Genomic DNA, 15,509 nt, shown 5'->3' with positions numbered 1-15,509 from the left:
GTCGCTTTAGGCAGCATCGTGCATTCCAGGTAACAGATTGGCGATGATGTTCGGCGATTCACCGCGATGTCACGTAACTGTCACCATCGGCCCCTAGCCTTGAAACTATTTCAGGGACGTTAATATGCCGCACGCCGAAACCTTGCCCCTCGCTGCACCCAGCCTGACCGCCGTGCTGTTCGGCCTCAGTGGTTGCCTGGTGGATTTCGGCGCCCGCACGCACCGTCACGGCAGCCACGCCAGCGAACAGGCCGAGGTCACGCCCGGCGCCCTGGAGAGCCTGCACAATTTGCAAGGGCAACGGATTCCCTGCGCCTGGCTCGATGAACTGCCCCCTGCCCTCTGCCATTCCCTGGCCGCCGCCCTGCCGGAATGGATAATTCCATCGCAACACCTTGCAACAATCAATCCGTGGCCGGCCCCCGATGCCTGCTGGCAAGCATTGATGCGCTTGAATGTGGAGCGCCTGGAGGGTTGCGTGCTGGTCAGCGGCGAACCGCGCTTGCTGCAATCGGGGTTGAATGCCGGATTGTGGACGATCGGCCTGGCCTCCTGCGGTTCGCTCTGCGGGCTGGCGCCCAACGAATGGCAGGCATTGACCCAGCAGGAACGGGACATCAAACGCGGCAAGGCCACGGTGCACCTGTTCGGCCTGGGTGTGCATTCGGTGATCGATCACCTCGGCGAACTTGACACCTGCCTGGCCGACATCCGCCTGCGCCGGCTCAAGGGCGAGAAGCCCTGAACACCTCCCCACCGATGAACGTATGCAGGTTGCGCGGGAGTGGATTAATCTAAAGGACAGCCATAGACCTTTGGCGTGCCGCTGCGGTCTATGCCAGTGCCTATCGATAAAAGGAAGAACACCATGCCTGCCCGCGAACTGCAAGAACAGCTCAATACCCTGCGCGAGCAATTGGAACAGAATCCACCGCTGACCGAACTCGAGCGCGATGACCTGCACAAGCTGATGCAGCAGATCGAGCTTGAGCTTGAACTTGAAACCAAAACCCAGGATTCCAGCCTTTCCGATAATGTGAATCTGGCTGTCGAACGCTTCGAACTCGAACATCCGACCCTGGCCGGCACCTTGCGTAATATTGTGCAGGCGTTGGGCAATATGGGGATCTGATTCCCTGGATGCAAAAAAGCCCTGCCAGCGATGGCGGGGCTTTTTGATATCTGCGACTTGAAACGCGATCCCCTGTAGGAGCTGGCTTGCCAGCGAAGGCGGAGCATCAGTCACCATTGATGTTGAATGTGACGGCCTCTTCGCTGGCACGCCAGCTCCTACAGGGGGGGCGTTATTGGCGGACCAGGCGGTGGTTCGGCAGTTGCACTTCTTCGGTACTGCGATACGGATTGATATCCAGCCCGCCACGGCGCACATACCGTGCATACACCGTCAGTTTCTGCGGCTTCAGCAGCCGCTGCAGGTCGAGGAAGATCCGCTCCACACACTGCTCATGGAAGTCCGAATGCTGGCGGAAGCTGACGATGTACTCGAGCAAACTGGCGTGGTCCAGCGCCGCGCCACGGTACTCCACCGCCACGCTGCCCCAGTCCGGCTGGCTGGTGACCGGGCAGTTGGATTTGAGCAAGTGGCTGTGCACGCTCTCCTCGACGATGCGCGACTCGTCGCAACGCAGCAGCTCCGGACGCGGGTGCTCATAGTTGCTGACGCTGATGTCCAGATCATCGATGCACACGCCCGGCAATGCCACGACGCCTTCGGCTTCAACTTCTTGCAGGCGGCGAATGCGCACGCCGACCGGTTTGCCGGCCGCGGCCGACAGGTCCTTCACCAGCGTGGCTTGCAGGCTGGCGTTATCGGCAAACGGCGTCTGGTTCAGGGAGTTCAGGTACAGCTTGAACGACTTGGATTCGATGATGTTTGGTGAATCCGCCGGAATGCTGAACTCGCCGATCGCCACCACCGGTTTGCCCGACGGCAACAGCCACGACAGCTCGAAGCAGTTCCAGAAGTCCACGCCCTTGTAGGGCAAGGTCTCCGCCGTCAGGCCCAGCTCGGCCCATTTCGCGGTGCGCGGGATCGGGAACAGCAAGGACGGCGTGTAGGTGGCGATATATTCACTGGATTTGCCCAGCGGCGAGTGTTCGGCTGCGGGATGCATGGCGGAAACCTGACTGAAGAATCAGTGGATTCTACCAGTGTTTGCGCTTGCTGTAGGAGCAAGCTTGCTCGCGATGGTCGTTAACGATAACGCGTGTTGACTGGTTGAACGCGGCGCCCTTGGGTCCATCGCGAGCAAGCTCGCTCCTACAAATTCAAAGTGCCGGGGGTGCCCTTGAAAGATCGCAGCCTCGTTTCACTCGACAGCTCCTACAGGTCCCACAGGTCCCACAGGTCCTACGAGGACTACGGATCTACGGATCTACAGTCAACTGGCCGACCATGCCCGCCTGATAATGCCCGGGGATGTTGCAGGCGAATTCCAGGCTGGTGGCCTTGGTGAAGATCCAGGTCAGTTCGGCGGTTTTGCCCGGCTCAACCAGCACGCTGTTGGGGTCGTCGTGCTTCATGCCATGATCCATACCGGGCATTGAGCCGTGGTCCATTTCCTTCATGCCTGTAGGCGTAAGCATGCCGCTTTGCTGCATCTTCAGCATTTCCTGCTGGTGCCTGGCGTGCATCGCCGCGTCGCCAAGGTTGAATTCGTGCAGCAACTTGCCTTTATTTACCAGCACGAAGCGCACCGTCTCACCGGCCTTGATCTCGATCGCTTTGGGCGTGAACGACATGTCGCCCATCACCACTTCAACGCTGCGGGTTGCCTTGGCGGCCGGCGCCGGTTGGCCGAAGTCGAAGGTATGCGCCGGCGATGCCCACACCGGTGAGCCCAGCGTCAGCAAACACGCGGCCAGCATCAGAGATTTGCGCAAAAACATGGTCGTACTCCAACAAGATAAGGTTCAGCCTGTGGAAAACTCTAAACTGCTACCGCTGCCGACAACCTGACACCCAGATTACAACTTTGTCAGGTTGGCCTGTACCGATGCTGCCCACGGTATAAAGCGTTCGTTCCATCTGCCCCGAGTCGCCCATGAAACTGCTGATCGTCGAAGACCAACCGAAAACCGGCCACTACTTGCGCCAGGGCCTGACCGAGGCCGGGTTCAACACCGAACTGGTGGCCGACGGCAGCACCGGCCAGCAACTGGCACTGAGCGGCGATTACGCGCTGTTGATTCTCGATGTGATGCTGCCCGGCCGCGATGGCTGGCAGATTCTGCAGGCGGTGCGCGGCGCCGGCCTCGACACCCCGGTACTTTTTCTGACCGCCCGTGACGCGGTGGAGGACAGGGTCCACGGCCTGGAGCTGGGGGCCGACGATTACCTGGTCAAACCCTTCGCCTTCTCCGAACTGCTGGCCCGGGTCCGCAGCCTGTTGCGTCGCGGCAGCGCCACCCCCCAGGAAACCAGCCTGCACCTGGCCGACTTGCGCCTGGACCTGATCCGCCGCCGGGTCGAACGCAGCGGTCAGCGCATCGACCTGACCGCCAAGGAGTTTGCCCTGCTGGAAATGCTCCTGCGGCGCCAGGGCGAAGTCCTGCCCAAGTCACTGATCGCCTCCCAGGTCTGGGACATGAATTTCGACAGCGACACCAACGTCATCGAGGTGGCGATCCGCCGTCTACGCCTGAAAATCGACGATGAGTTTCCGAACAAGCTGATCCACACCGTGCGCGGCATGGGTTACGTGCTTGAAGAGCGCCAGGCCTGATGCGTCGACTGTCGCTGAGCAGTCGCCTGGCGCTGTTGTTTGCCGCCTGCACTGCCGTGGTTTCACTGTTCGCCGGGGTGCTGTTCAGTCGCGCCAGCGAGGCGCACTTCGTCGAGCTGGATCAGCAATTGCTCGACGGCAAGCTGATCGGCCTGCGCCGTGCGCTTCAGGATCTGCAATCGAGCGAGAGTGACGTCAGACTGGCGGATGAGTTGAGCCGGCAAGCGGATTTGTCACTGCGGATTACCGGCAGCGATGGCCGGCGCTGGTATGACAGTTCGCCGCGCCTGCCGGACAAGCTGCCCCAGCAACCGGGCCTGTCGACCCTCAACGACGCCGGCACCGACTATCGCGTGTTGAAGGCGCCGTTGTTCCCCGACCGACCCGACTCGCCGCAGCTGACCCTGTTGTTGGACATCACCCATCACCAGCACTTCCTGCAACGCATGCAGCACCTGATCTGGCTGACCGTGGGCCTGTCGGCCCTGGCCACCGCCCTGCTCGGTGCCTGGGCCGCGCGTAGCGGGTTGCGCCCGTTGCGGCGCATGAGCGCGGTGGCCCGCGGCGTGTCGGCGCAATCGCTCAATGCGCGCCTGCCCGAGACTGACATGCCGCCGGAACTCGCGGAAATGGCCCACCACTTCAACGCCATGCTCGGGCGCCTCGACGACTCTTTCCAGCGGCTCTCGGCGTTCTCCGCCGACATCGCCCACGAACTGCGCACGCCGCTGTCGAACCTGCTGACCCACACCCAGGTCACCCTCACCCGCCCGCGGCCGATCGAGGATTATCGCGAAGCGCTGCACAGCAACCTCGAAGAACTGCAATGGATGGCGCAACTGGTCAACGACATGCTGTACCTGGCCAAGGCGGACCATGGCTTGTTGATGCCCAGGCGCGAGCCGCTGGAACTGGCGGAGGAAGTGGATCTGTTGCTGGAGTTTTTTGCGCCGTTGGCGGAGGACGCGCAGGTCAGGTTGAGCCGTGAAGGCAGCGCGCGGATGGAGGGCGATCGCAGCATGTTGCGGCGGGCGCTGTCCAATCTGCTGGATAATGCGTTGCGGTTTACCCCGGCTGAGGGTGAGGTCCGGGTGCGGCTTGTTGAACAGCCTGAGGGGTTGCGCCTGACTGTCGAGAACAGCGGCGCAGGCATTGACGGGACGTTGCTGCCGCGCTTGTTTGACCGGTTTTATCGGGCCGATCCGGCACGGCATGAAGGCAGCAGTGAGCATGCGGGGTTGGGGTTGGCGATTACCCGGTCGATCATTCGGGCCCATGGGGGGCAGATTCGGTGTGAGTCAGAAAAGGAGTGGACCAGGTTTGTGATCGAATTACCGAGGGGGAATTGATCTGATCCCTTGTAGGAGCTGGCTTGCCAGCGAAGAGGCCCTCGAAATCGATGCAAGATTCAAGGCCGCCTTCGCTGCGGTGCGGCGATCCGACAAGCCAGCTCCTACAGGGTCCAGCGGTGTAACGGCTTACGAATAACGCAGCGCGGTAGCCGGCTCAGTCTTCGCCGCACGCCAGGCCGGATAAACCGTGGCCAGGAAGCTCAAGATGAACCCGGCGGAGCAGATCAACAGCACATCCGCCCCCTGCAATTCCGAAGGCAGGTTACTGACAAAATACACATCGGAACTGAAGATGTGTTGCCCGCTCACCCGCTCCACCCAGCCCACCAGCTCACTGACATTCAGCGCCGCAATCACCCCCAGCACACCGCCGATCAAAGTCCCGACAACCCCGATCACCGTGCCCTGGACCATGAAGATCGCCATGATCTGCCGAGGAGTGGCACCGATGGTGCGCAGGATCGCAATGTCCGCGCCCTTGTCGTTCACCACCATGATCAGGGTCGCGATGATGTTGAACGCGGCCACGGCGACGATCATCAGCAACAGCAGGCCGATCATGGTTTTTTCCATCTTCATCGCGCTGAACAGACTGCCCTGGGTGTGGGTCCAGTCGTCAGCCCGGTAGGCACTGCCGAGACCCGCAGCCACCTCGCTGGAGACCTGGGGCGCCGCGTACAAATCCTTCACCGCCAGGCGCACGCTTTGCACCTGATTCGGCTCCCAGCGCTGCATCTGCGCGGCATCGGCCAGGTGGATCAGCGCCATCGAGCCATCCAGCTCGGCACCGACCTTGAACACGCCGACCACGTTCAGCCGCTGCATGCGCGGGGTGATCCCGCCCGGTGCGGTGCTGACTTCCGGCACGATCAAGGTGATCTTGTCGCCGACGTTCAAGCGGAAACGCCGCGCCGTGATCTCGCCGATCACCACGCCGAACTCGCCCGGTTTCAAGGCATCGAGACGCCCCTGGACGATGTGCTGGGCGACGATCGAGACCTTGCCTTCCAGCGCCGGATCGACCCCGCTGACCTGGATCGGCTGCATCGTGCCCTTGTAGGACAGCATGCCTTCCATCTCGGTGAACGGCACGGCCGCGGTCACTTCGGGATTTTTCATCGCGGCGGCGGCCACCGGCTGCCAATCATCGATCGGATTGACGCCGACGATGGTCGCATGGGGCACCATGCCGAGGATGCGCGAGCTCATTTCGCGCTGGAAGCCGTTCATCACCGACAGCACCACGATCATCGCCAGCACGCCCAGGGCGAGGCCGATCATCGAGGTCATCGAGATGAAGGAAACAAAGCGATTGCGGCGCTTGGCGCGGGTATAGCGCGCGCCGATGAAGATCGATAACGGTCTGAACATTCGCAGGGGCACCGTATAAATATAAAAGACCCGACGCACCCTTCAGTGACGTCGGGTTGCGGCCAGTCAGATGGGCGTCAGGCAACCTTCCTGCAAGTGCAGGACGCGATCCATCTGGCGGGCCAGGTTCATGTCGTGGGTCACCACCAGGAACGCGGTGCGCATCGACACGCTGAGTTCCAGCATCAAATCCTGAATGCCCTGGGCGGTGTGGGAGTCGAGGTTGCCGGTCGGCTCGTCGAGCATCACCAGGCCTGGCTGGTTCACCAGGGCACGGGCGATGGCCACGCGCTGGCGTTCGCCACCGGACAGTTCAGACGGCTTGTGTTCCAGGCGATGGCCCAGCCCTACCCGCTCCAGCAGCGCCGTCGCCCGTTTACGCGCCTCTGGAATAGCCGTCTTGCCGATCAGCAGCGGCATGCAGACGTTTTCCAGCGCGGTGAACTCCGGCAGCAAATGGTGGAACTGGTAGACGAACCCCAGCGACCGGTTGCGTAGCAGGCCGCGATTCTTCTCGCTCAAGGCCGACAGCTCTTCGCCATCCAGCCAGACGCTGCCCTTGGTCGGCGTGTCGAGGCCGCCCAACAGGTTGAGCAAAGTACTTTTGCCCGAACCCGAGGTGCCGACAATCGCCACCCGCTCACCCGGATGCAACTCCAGTTGCAGGTTGGCCAGGACCTCGACCGACTCCGGGCCTTCCTCGTAGGATTTGCCCAGGTTGCGGCAGCTCAAGATTGCTTTATCACTCATGCCCGACTCACTCATAACGTAACGCCTCCGCAGGCTGGGTGCGCGCGGCACGCCAGGCTGGATACAGGGTGGCGAGAAAACTCAGGACCAACGCGGCGGCGCAGACCATCAACACATCGTCGCTCTGCACTTGCGACGGCAGGTAATCGATGAAGTACACGTCGGCGTTGAGAAATTTATGCCCGATCAAGCCTTCGAGGGCCGAGATCGCGGCGCTGACGTTCAGCGCGGCGAAGATCCCGACCACGGCGCCGATCAGCGTCCCGACCACACCGATCACCGTGCCCTGCACCATGAAGATCGCCATGATCGAACCCGGCGTGGCGCCCAGGGTCCGCAGGATCGCGATGTCGCCCTTCTTGTCGTTCACCACCATCACCAGCGTGGAAATGATGTTGAACGCCGCCACCGCGACGATCAGCAGCAACAGCAGGCCGATCATGGCTTTTTCCATGCGGATCGCCTGATACAGATTGCCGTGGGTGCGGGTCCAGTCCCGGGCGTAGTAATGATCTTCGCCGAGCTGCTGGGCGATGTTCCACGCGGTGCGCGGCGCCTGGAACAGGTCGTCGAACTTCAGGCGGATGCCCTGCACCTGCTCCGGCTTCCAGCGATGCAGCCGGGCCAGGTCCTGCAGGTTGGTCACGCCCAGGTAACCGTCGATCTCACCGGCGCCGACATGGAAGATGCCGACCACGGTAAAGCGCTTCATGCGCGGAAACATCCCGGCCGGGGTCACGGTGACTTCCGGCGCGACGAACGTCAGCTTGTCGCCGATGGCCGCACCGAGCTTGGCCGCCGCCTTGTCGCCGATGACGATGCCGAAGCTGCCCGGCGCCAGGGCGTCGAGCTGCCCCTGCAGCATGAACTTGTCGATGATCGACACCTGCCGCTCCAGCGCCGGATCGATGCCATTGAGCAACACCTTGGAGACCTTGCCCTTGTTGGTCAGCAACCCCTGCATCTGGGTGAACGGCGCCACGGCCGTCACCTGCGGGTTCTGCTTGACCTGGGCGGCCAGGCTCGGCCAGTCGTTGATCGGTTCACCGGACTCGATGGTCGCGTGGGGCACCATGCCCAGCACGCGGGTGCGCATCTCATGATCGAAGCCGTTCATGACCGACAGCACCACGATCATCACGACCACGCCGAGGGCGAGTCCAATGATCGAGGTCAGGGAAATGAAGGAGACAAAATGGTTGCGACGCTTTGCACGGGTATAACGCGTGCCAATAAATACGAAGAGAGGTCTGAACATGTCGGGGCTTGTTCGGAGGGAAAAGGAACGTCCTTGTGGCGGGGGTCGATAACCAGCTTTACACTCAGACCACCGCCGCTACCATGGGTTCGCCATGTCGACATTAGATGATGAAGATCACCGCGAATACTACCGTATCGAGGACATGATCGCACTGGAAATTCGGCCTCTGTCCGCGCCCGAAGCCTTGGGCCAGGAAGTGTTGCAGGATGCTTCTCAGCTGTTCAACCTGCTCAGCGAACTGCACCTCAGCGAATACGAGTCGCAACACCTGCTGCGCCAGATCAGCGAGCGCGACCGCCCCCTCGCGGCGTTCCTCAAATCCCAGAACAAACGCATCGATCTGCTCAGCCAGGTGATCGCCATCACCGTGCTCGGGCAGATCGGCGAACCGCAGCCGGTGACCATTTCCGAAGGCGGCATCGACTTCCAGCACCCGACACCGCTTGCCGCCGGCGCACGGCTGTCGGTGAAACTGGTGTTGATGCCCCAAGCCCTCGGCCTGCTGCTGCGCGCGCGCGTGATCCATTGCGACCGCCAGGGCGACGGCTACGTCATCGGCACCGCGTTCGAACACGCAACCGATGCCCAGCGGCAATTGCTGGCCCGCTACATCTTGCACAAGCAGGCCCAGGAACGACGCCTGGCCCGCGAACAAACCGAATCAGGCATTTAACTTAAGGAAGAACCGTGACCCTCATCTACGGCCATCGCGGCGCCAAGGGCGAAGCACCGGAAAACACCCTGACCAGTTTTCAGGAATGTCTCAAGCACGGCGTGCGCCGCTGCGAACTGGACCTGCACCTGTCCATGGATGGCGAGTTGATGGTCATCCACGACCCGACCCTCAAGCGCACCACCGACCGTCGCGGCAAGGTGGTCGAGCACACCGCGGCGGAACTGGTGACCTATGACGCGCGCAAGGGCGGCCCGGGCTGGATCAAGCCGTGCCCGATCCCGACCCTGGAAACGCTGTTCGAGCAATGCGATTTCGAGCATTGGCAACTGGAGGTCAAAAGCGCTTCACGCACCCGCGCCGCCTCCACCGTGCTGGCGATTCGGGAAATGGCCCAGCGCCATGGCCTGCTGGACAAGGTGACGATCACCTCGAGCTCGCGGGAAGTGCTCAAAGCCGCGCTGGACCTGGTGCCGGACGTGTCCCGCGGGCTGGTGGCCGAATACGCCTGGCTCGACCCGCTGAAGGTCGCGCAAAGCTATGGCTGTGAGATCCTGGCGCTGAACTGGACCCTGTGTACGCCGGAACGCCTGCAGAGGGCGCAGCGTCAGGGGCTGCATGTGTCGGTGTGGACAGTCAACGAGCCCGCGCTGATGCGCAGGCTCGCCGACTTCGGCGTTGACAGCCTGATTACAGACTTTCCCGGTTTGGCCAGCGCCACGCTCGAGAATTGCTGAAATCGGTCTCCCCGGCCGGCTCAGGCCACCGGCCGGAGCCGCTCAAAAAAGCCGGTTGAGGCCATCGTAGGCGGCGACCCGATAGGCTTCGGCCATGGTCGGGTAGTTGAACGTGGTGTTGACGAAATACTTCAGGGTATTGAGGTCGCCCGGCTGGTTCATGATCGCCTGGCCGATGTGCACGATCTCCGACGCCTGGTAACCGAAGCAATGCACGCCCAGCACTTCCAGGGTCTCGCGGTGGAACAGGATCTTCAGCATGCCCTGGGGCTCGCCGGCGATCTGTGCCCGCGCCATGCCCTTGAAGAACGCCTTGCCCACTTCGTACGGCACCTTGGCCTGGGTCAGCTCCTGCTCGTTCTTGCCGATCGAGCTGATCTCCGGAATCGTATAGATGCCGGTCGGCACGTCGTTGACGAAGCGCCAGCTGTGGTTGTCGACGATGCTCCCGGCGGCCGAACGACCCTGGTCGTGCGCGGCACTGGCCAGGCTCGGCCAACCGATCACGTCACCGGCGCCGTAGATGTTCGGCTTGCAGGTGCGGTAGGCCTCGTCGACTTCGATCTGGCCGCGGCCGTTGACCTTCACGCCAACGTTTTCCAGACCCAGCTGATCGGTGTTGCCGGTACGGCCGTTGCACCAGAGCAAGGCGTCGGCCTTGATCTTCTTGCCGGACTTGAGGTGCAGGATCACGCCGCTGTCCACGCCTTCGACGCGGTCGTATTCTTCGTTGTGGCGAACCGTGATGTTGTTGTTGCTGAAGTGGTAGCTCAGGGCCTGGGAAATTTCCGAGTCGAGGAAGCTCAGCAACTGGCCGCGGTTATCCACCAGCTCGACCAGCACCCCCAGGCCGCTGAAGATCGAGGCGTATTCGCAACCGATCACGCCGGCGCCGTAAACGATGAGTTTGCGCGGGGTGTGGCCGAGGCTGAGGATGGTGTCGCTATCGTAGATGCGCGGGTGGTGGAAATCGATGTCCGCCGGACGATACGGACGCGAGCCGGTGGCGATGATGATGTGCTTGGCCACCAGTTTCTCGACCACGCCGTTGCCGCAGACCACTTCGATGGTTTGCTCGTCGGCGAAGCTGCCGGTGCCGAAGAACACGTCGACGCGGTTGCGGGCGTAGTAGCCGGTGCGCGAAGAGACTTGTTTGGAAATGACTTTCTCGGCGCTTTTCAGCACGTCCGGGAACGAGAACCAGCGCGGCTCACCAATGGCCCGGAACATCGGGTTGGTGTTGAACTGCATGATCTGCCGGACCGAGTGACGCAGTGCCTTGGACGGGATGGTACCCAGGTGGGTGCAGTTGCCGCCGACTTGGCGACGGCTATCGACCATCGCCACCTTGCGCCCTGCCTTGGCGGCGTTCATTGCCGCGCCTTCTCCCGCCGGGCCGGAACCCAGTACCACCACGTCGTAGTTGTAGACAGCCATGCGTACTCCTCAGAACAGGCCGCGGCGCCCTCGGCACCTGCGGCTAAATCACGCCGATCTGCGGCGTGAAGGAACAATTTTGGGGCCAGTGCAGAACCCGGGACACAGTCTATAGAAGCGTCAACGCCGGGCACATTAACCCTTGGTCGTGTCGTAGGCTACTTTTGCCTGCACTACAACGCCAGTTTTCAATGCGGGGATCGCCGTGATCACTCGGTCTCGGCCCCGCTCAGGCGCTCAAATGCCTGATTGGTGCGTATGACGAAACCGCGATCGGCACGAATCACAAAGAATGCGCCGATGTCGTGTTTTTCGGCGTAGTCCCAACCGCGCACCGGGCCGAGAATCAGCAACAGGGTGGACAAGCCATCGGCCATCAACGCTGAAGGATGAATCACCGTGACTGACGCCAGGGCGTGTGAGACCGGTGCACCGGTGCGGGCGTCGAAGGTGTGGGAATAGCGCTTGCCGCCCTGCTCGAAATAATTTCGGTAATCACCGGAGGTGGAAACGCTGTAGCCGTCGACCGCCAGAATGCGTTGCGCGACCTGGCGATCATCCCGCGGCTCCTCGAGGGCGATGCGCCAGGGTGAGCCATCGAGTTTCTTGCCGGCCGCCTTGAGTTCGCCGGTGGCTTCGGCGAGGTAATTGTGGATGCCCAACGCCTCGAGCCTGGCGGCAATAGTGTCGACGGCGTAGCCGGCGGCGATGCTGTTGAAGTCGACTTCGACCGCGGCGTCCTTGCACAGCTGATCGCCTTCGATGCGTAAATGCTGGTAGCCGACTCGTTGTTGCACCTCGGCCAGCGCCTGGGCGGAAGGGACTGTTTCCGCACGGCCTTGCGGGCCGAACCCCCAGAGATTGAGCAAGGGTTCCACCGTCAAGTCGTAGGAGCCTGCGCTTTGTTCCGACAGCTGCTCGGCGACACGGACCAGCTTGAGGATCGGCGCGGGCATTGGCTGGCAGCGGTTGGCGGGCAGCGCGTTGAAGCGCTCGATATCGGAGTCGCTGCGGTAGGTCGACATCTGCCGATCGATTTGCGCGAGGATCTTCTCGACCTCGCCCCGGACTTGCGCCGGCGCCGGAAGACCGGCCTGGCGCAGGTAGGTGACCGAGTAAGTGCTGCCCATGGTCGGGCCGCCGAAGCTTTCCATGGAGTCGCCGTTGCCGCAACCGGACAATACGCCGGCCAGCACCACCATTCCGATCAGCCGCCCCTTCAACAACACCTGCATCTCCTGAAGCCCCCCCGACACACCGCCAAGGCCAGCCATTATGCGATAGAACTGTAGGAGCTGGCTTGCCAGCGAAAGCGGTGTGCCAGGCAACATTGATAGCAACTGACAGACCTTCGCTGGCAAGCCAGCTCCTACAGGATTTTTGGCGTGACCACTATCGTGTAAACCCCACAAAACCTTGTAGGAGCTGGCTTGCCAGCGAAAGCGGTGTGCCAGGCAACATTGATAGCAACTGACAGACCTTCGCTGGCAAGCCAGCTCCTACAGGATTTTTGGCGTGACCACTATCGTGTAAACACCACAAAACCTTGTAGGAGCTGGCTTGCCAGCGAAAGCGGTGTGCCAGGCAACATTGATAGCAACTGACAGACCTTCGCTGGCAAGCCAGCTCCTACAGGATTTTTGGCGTGACCACTATCGTGTAAACACCACAAAACCTTGTAGGAGCTGGCTTGCCAGCGAAAGCGGTGTGCCAGGCACCATTGATAGCAACTGACAGACCTTCGCTGGCAAGCCAGCTCCTACGGGATTTTTGGCGTGACCACTATCGTGTAAACACCACAAAACCTTGTAGGAGCTGGCTTGCCAGCGAAAGCGGTGTGCCAGGCAACATTGATAGCAACTGACAGACCTTCGCTGGCAAGCCAGCTCCTACAGGATTTTTGGCGTGACCACTATCGTGTAAACACCACAAAACCTTGTAGGAGCTGGCTTGCCAGCGAAAGCGGTGTGCCAGGCACCATTGATAGCAACTGACAGACCTTCGCTGGCAAGCCAGCTCCTACGGGATTTTTGGCGTGACCACTATCGTGTAAACACCACAAAACCTTGTAGGAGCTGGCTTGCCAGCGAAAGCGGTGTGCCAGGCAACATTGATAGCAACTGACAGACCTTCGCTGGCAAGCCAGCTCCTACAGGATTTTTGGCGTGACCACTATCGTGTAAACACCACAAAACCTTGTAGGAGCTGGCTTGCCAGCGAAAGCGGTGTGCCAGGCAACATTGATAGCAACTGACAGACCTTCGCTGGCAAGCCAGCTCCTACAGGATTTTTGGCGTGACCACTATCGTGTAAACACCACAAAACCTTGTAGGAGCTGGCTTGCCAGCGAAAGCGGTGTGCCAGGCAACATTGATAGCAACTGACAGACCTTCGCTGGCAAGCCAGCTCCTACAGGATTTTTGGCGTGACCACTATCGTGTAAACACCACAAAACCTTGTAGGAGCTGGCTTGCCAGCGAAAGCGGTGTGCCAGGCAACATTGATAGCAACTGACAGACCTTCGCTGGCAAGCCAGCTCCTACAGGATATTTGTTGTGACCACTATCGTGTAAACCCCACAAACAAAAACGCCCCGACCAAAGCCGGGGCGTTTTCATTTGCAGCTAATGCTTAGCGCGGAAACGCTGGCGGGTTTACCCCGGCCATGTCTTCCATCACACGCACTACCTGGCAGCTGTAACCGAACTCGTTGTCGTACCACACGTACAGCACAACGCGGTTGTCCTGGACGATGGTCGCTTCAGCGTCCACCACGCCTGCGTGGCGCGAGCCAACGAAGTCGGTGGACACCACTTCCTGCGAATTGACGTAGTCGATTTGCTTATGCAGATCGGAGTGCAGCGCCATGTAGCGCAGGTACTCGTTCATCTCTTCACGGGTAGCGCCTTTCTCAAGGTTCAGGTTGAGAATGGCCATCGACACGTTCGGCGTCGGAACACGGATTGCGTTACCGGTCAGCTTGCCGGCCAGCTCAGGCAGGGCCTTGGCAGCAGCAGTGGCGGCACCGGTCTCGGTGATCACCATGTTCAGCGCGGCGCTACGGCCACGGCGATCGCCTTTGTGGAAGTTGTCGATCAGGTTCTGGTCGTTGGTGTACGAGTGAACCGTTTCGACGTGACCGTTGATGATGCCGAACTTGTCATTCACAGCCTTCAGCACCGGCACGATGGCGTTGGTGGTGCAGGAAGCGGCGGACACGATCTTGTCGTCAGCGGTGATTTCACCGTGGTTGATGCCGTGAACGATGTTCTTCAGCTTGCCTTTGCCAGGCGCGGTCAACACAACGCGGTCGATACCCGGGCAAGTCAGGTGCTGGCCCAGGCCCTCGGCGTCACGCCATACACCGGTGTTGTCCACCAGCAGCGCGTCTTTGATGCCGTACTGGGTGTAATCCACTTCGGTCGGGTTTTTCGCGTAGATAACCTGGATCAGGTTGCCGTTGGCGGTGATGGTGTTGTTGGCTTCATCAATGGTGATGGTGCCATCGAACGGACCATGCACCGAGTCGCGGCGCAGCAGGCTGGCACGCTTGACCAGATCGTTCTCGGCGCCCTTGCGGACCACGATGGCGCGCAGACGCAGGCCGTCGCCACCACCGGTTTTCTCGATCAGGATACGCGCCAGCAGACGGCCGATACGACCGAAGCCGTACAGGACAACGTCGGTACCGGTACGGCCGGAACCGTTTTGCTTGCCGACCACATCGGCCAGCTCGTCACGGACGAAGTCTTCGGCGCTGCGACCATTGCCTTCGGCCTTGAACTTGACTGCAAGCTTGCCCAGGTCGACCGAAGCGGCGCCCAGCTTGAGCTCGCTCATCGCCTTGAGCAGCGGGAATGTTTCGTGGACGGACAATTCGCTGTCATCGGACTGGCGATGACGGGCAAAGCGGTGAGCTTTGAGAATCGCGATGACTGAACGATTGATCAGGCTGCGGCCATAGATCGAGCTCACCACGTTGTTATTGCGGTAGAGCTGACCGATAAGCGGAATCATCGCTTCTGCGAGTGCTTCACGGTCGATCCATTCACCAAGACACTGGTCGGGCTTCTGAGTCACGGGAACCTTCCACATGTAGGGGCAGAAAAAAGGGGCTACATTATGCCGCCGAGTGGCTCCCGTAGCAATGCGCGCCTGTCGCGCAACCAGTAACAACTTTTC

14 protein-coding genes are annotated in these 15,509 nt (G+C 61.1%); 6 read left to right on the top strand and 8 right to left on the bottom strand.

Annotated features, from left to right (window positions below):
* The first annotated feature begins 124 nt into the window (after nt 1–124).
* Together ELQ88_RS11720 and ELQ88_RS11715 are read left to right on the top strand one after the other, a co-directional pair.
* On the top strand, nt 125–745 hold the full coding sequence (locus ELQ88_RS11720) for an HAD family phosphatase (protein WP_138965172.1): 621 nt from the start codon (nt 125–127) through the stop codon (nt 743–745).
* A gap of 123 nt (nt 746–868) precedes the next feature.
* Nucleotides 869–1,132 (top strand): DUF4404 family protein, encoded by a 264-nt coding sequence (locus ELQ88_RS11715; protein ID WP_128870920.1) that lies wholly within the window; start codon nt 869–871, stop codon nt 1,130–1,132.
* A gap of 172 nt (nt 1,133–1,304) precedes the next feature.
* On the opposite strand, the gene queF is transcribed toward ELQ88_RS11715, so the two are convergent.
* Together queF and ELQ88_RS11700 are read right to left on the bottom strand one after the other, a co-directional pair.
* Nucleotides 1,305–2,135, bottom strand: coding sequence for an NADPH-dependent 7-cyano-7-deazaguanine reductase QueF (queF, locus tag ELQ88_RS11710; protein WP_128870845.1), 831 nt, complete (start codon nt 2,133–2,135; stop codon nt 1,305–1,307).
* A gap of 253 nt (nt 2,136–2,388) precedes the next feature.
* Nucleotides 2,389–2,910, bottom strand: coding sequence for a cupredoxin family protein (locus ELQ88_RS11700; RefSeq protein ID WP_138965170.1), 522 nt, complete (start codon nt 2,908–2,910; stop codon nt 2,389–2,391).
* Between the two features lie 155 nt (nt 2,911–3,065).
* On the opposite strand from ELQ88_RS11700, the gene ELQ88_RS11695 reads away from it, so the two are divergent.
* Nucleotides 3,066–3,746 (top strand): heavy metal response regulator transcription factor, encoded by a 681-nt coding sequence (locus tag ELQ88_RS11695; RefSeq protein WP_138965168.1) that lies wholly within the window; start codon nt 3,066–3,068, stop codon nt 3,744–3,746.
* Complete coding sequence (locus ELQ88_RS11690) at nt 3,746–5,095, top strand: heavy metal sensor histidine kinase (RefSeq protein WP_138965166.1); 1,350 nt, start codon at nt 3,746–3,748, stop codon at nt 5,093–5,095. Before ELQ88_RS11695 ends, ELQ88_RS11690 begins: the two co-directional genes overlap by 1 nt.
* A gap of 129 nt (nt 5,096–5,224) precedes the next feature.
* Here ELQ88_RS11690 and ELQ88_RS11685 read toward each other — a convergent pair whose 3' ends face one another.
* The 3 genes from ELQ88_RS11685 to ELQ88_RS11675 all read right to left on the bottom strand — a co-directional run bounded on the left by ELQ88_RS11685 (nt 5,225) and on the right by ELQ88_RS11675 (nt 8,477).
* Nucleotides 5,225–6,469 carry a lipoprotein-releasing ABC transporter permease subunit gene (locus ELQ88_RS11685; RefSeq protein ID WP_128870848.1) on the bottom strand — a complete coding sequence of 415 codons (1,245 nt, stop codon included), beginning with the start codon at nt 6,467–6,469 and terminating at the stop codon, nt 5,225–5,227.
* A gap of 66 nt (nt 6,470–6,535) precedes the next feature.
* Complete coding sequence (gene lolD / locus ELQ88_RS11680) at nt 6,536–7,219, bottom strand: lipoprotein-releasing ABC transporter ATP-binding protein LolD (RefSeq protein WP_168187341.1); 684 nt, start codon at nt 7,217–7,219, stop codon at nt 6,536–6,538.
* 7 nt (nt 7,220–7,226) lie between these two features.
* Complete coding sequence (locus ELQ88_RS11675; RefSeq protein WP_128870850.1) at nt 7,227–8,477, bottom strand: lipoprotein-releasing ABC transporter permease subunit; 1,251 nt, start codon at nt 8,475–8,477, stop codon at nt 7,227–7,229.
* A gap of 94 nt (nt 8,478–8,571) precedes the next feature.
* On the opposite strand from ELQ88_RS11675, the gene ELQ88_RS11670 reads away from it, so the two are divergent.
* A complete protein-coding gene (locus tag ELQ88_RS11670; RefSeq protein ID WP_138965162.1) occupies nt 8,572–9,153 on the top strand; it encodes a PilZ domain-containing protein in 582 nt (193 codons plus the stop codon).
* Between the two features lie 14 nt (nt 9,154–9,167).
* Nucleotides 9,168–9,890, top strand: a complete 723-nt coding sequence (locus ELQ88_RS11665) for a glycerophosphodiester phosphodiesterase family protein (protein ID WP_128870852.1) — start codon at nt 9,168–9,170, stop codon at nt 9,888–9,890.
* Nucleotides 9,891–9,932: 42 nt separating this feature from the next.
* Here the strand turns inward: ELQ88_RS11665 and sthA are convergent, their stop codons facing one another.
* The 3 genes from sthA to ELQ88_RS11650 form a co-directional block, all read right to left on the bottom strand.
* Nucleotides 9,933–11,327, bottom strand: a complete 1,395-nt coding sequence (sthA, locus tag ELQ88_RS11660) for a Si-specific NAD(P)(+) transhydrogenase (protein WP_138965160.1) — start codon at nt 11,325–11,327, stop codon at nt 9,933–9,935.
* Nucleotides 11,328–11,536: 209 nt separating this feature from the next.
* Nucleotides 11,537–12,562: an FAD:protein FMN transferase gene (locus ELQ88_RS11655; protein WP_228761596.1), complete on the bottom strand. Its 1,026-nt coding sequence runs from the start codon at nt 12,560–12,562 to the stop codon at nt 11,537–11,539.
* 1,396 nt (nt 12,563–13,958) lie between these two features.
* Nucleotides 13,959–15,422, bottom strand: coding sequence for a glyceraldehyde-3-phosphate dehydrogenase (locus ELQ88_RS11650; protein ID WP_128870854.1), 1,464 nt, complete (start codon nt 15,420–15,422; stop codon nt 13,959–13,961).
* Nucleotides 15,423–15,509: the final 87 nt, after the last annotated feature.

The organism is Pseudomonas sp. MPC6, assembly GCF_006094435.1.
GTDB lineage: Bacteria > Pseudomonadota > Gammaproteobacteria > Pseudomonadales > Pseudomonadaceae > Aquipseudomonas.
The sequence above is the reverse complement of the archived record's forward strand: the minus strand, read 5'-3'. Positions and strand labels throughout refer to the sequence as shown.

What these genes read in the sequence shown, in the direction of transcription:
- ELQ88_RS11715 (WP_128870920.1), top strand. Translation starts at nt 869, where the DNA reads ATGCCTGCCCGCGAACTGCAAGAACAGCTCAATACCCTGCGCGAGCAA.
- ELQ88_RS11655 (WP_228761596.1), bottom strand. Translation starts at nt 12,562, where the DNA reads ATGCAGGTGTTGTTGAAGGGGCGGCTGATCGGAATGGTGGTGCTGGCC.
- ELQ88_RS11690 (WP_138965166.1), top strand. Translation starts at nt 3,746, where the DNA reads ATGCGTCGACTGTCGCTGAGCAGTCGCCTGGCGCTGTTGTTTGCCGCC.
- ELQ88_RS11670 (WP_138965162.1), top strand. Translation starts at nt 8,572, where the DNA reads ATGTCGACATTAGATGATGAAGATCACCGCGAATACTACCGTATCGAG.
- ELQ88_RS11700 (WP_138965170.1), bottom strand. Translation starts at nt 2,910, where the DNA reads ATGTTTTTGCGCAAATCTCTGATGCTGGCCGCGTGTTTGCTGACGCTG.
- ELQ88_RS11720 (WP_138965172.1), top strand. Translation starts at nt 125, where the DNA reads ATGCCGCACGCCGAAACCTTGCCCCTCGCTGCACCCAGCCTGACCGCC.
- queF (WP_128870845.1), bottom strand. Translation starts at nt 2,135, where the DNA reads ATGCATCCCGCAGCCGAACACTCGCCGCTGGGCAAATCCAGTGAATAT.
- ELQ88_RS11695 (WP_138965168.1), top strand. Translation starts at nt 3,066, where the DNA reads ATGAAACTGCTGATCGTCGAAGACCAACCGAAAACCGGCCACTACTTG.
- lolD (WP_168187341.1), bottom strand. Translation starts at nt 7,219, where the DNA reads ATGAGTGATAAAGCAATCTTGAGCTGCCGCAACCTGGGCAAATCCTAC.
- ELQ88_RS11675 (WP_128870850.1), bottom strand. Translation starts at nt 8,477, where the DNA reads ATGTTCAGACCTCTCTTCGTATTTATTGGCACGCGTTATACCCGTGCA.
- ELQ88_RS11685 (WP_128870848.1), bottom strand. Translation starts at nt 6,469, where the DNA reads ATGTTCAGACCGTTATCGATCTTCATCGGCGCGCGCTATACCCGCGCC.
- ELQ88_RS11650 (WP_128870854.1), bottom strand. Translation starts at nt 15,422, where the DNA reads ATGTGGAAGGTTCCCGTGACTCAGAAGCCCGACCAGTGTCTTGGTGAA.
- sthA (WP_138965160.1), bottom strand. Translation starts at nt 11,327, where the DNA reads ATGGCTGTCTACAACTACGACGTGGTGGTACTGGGTTCCGGCCCGGCG.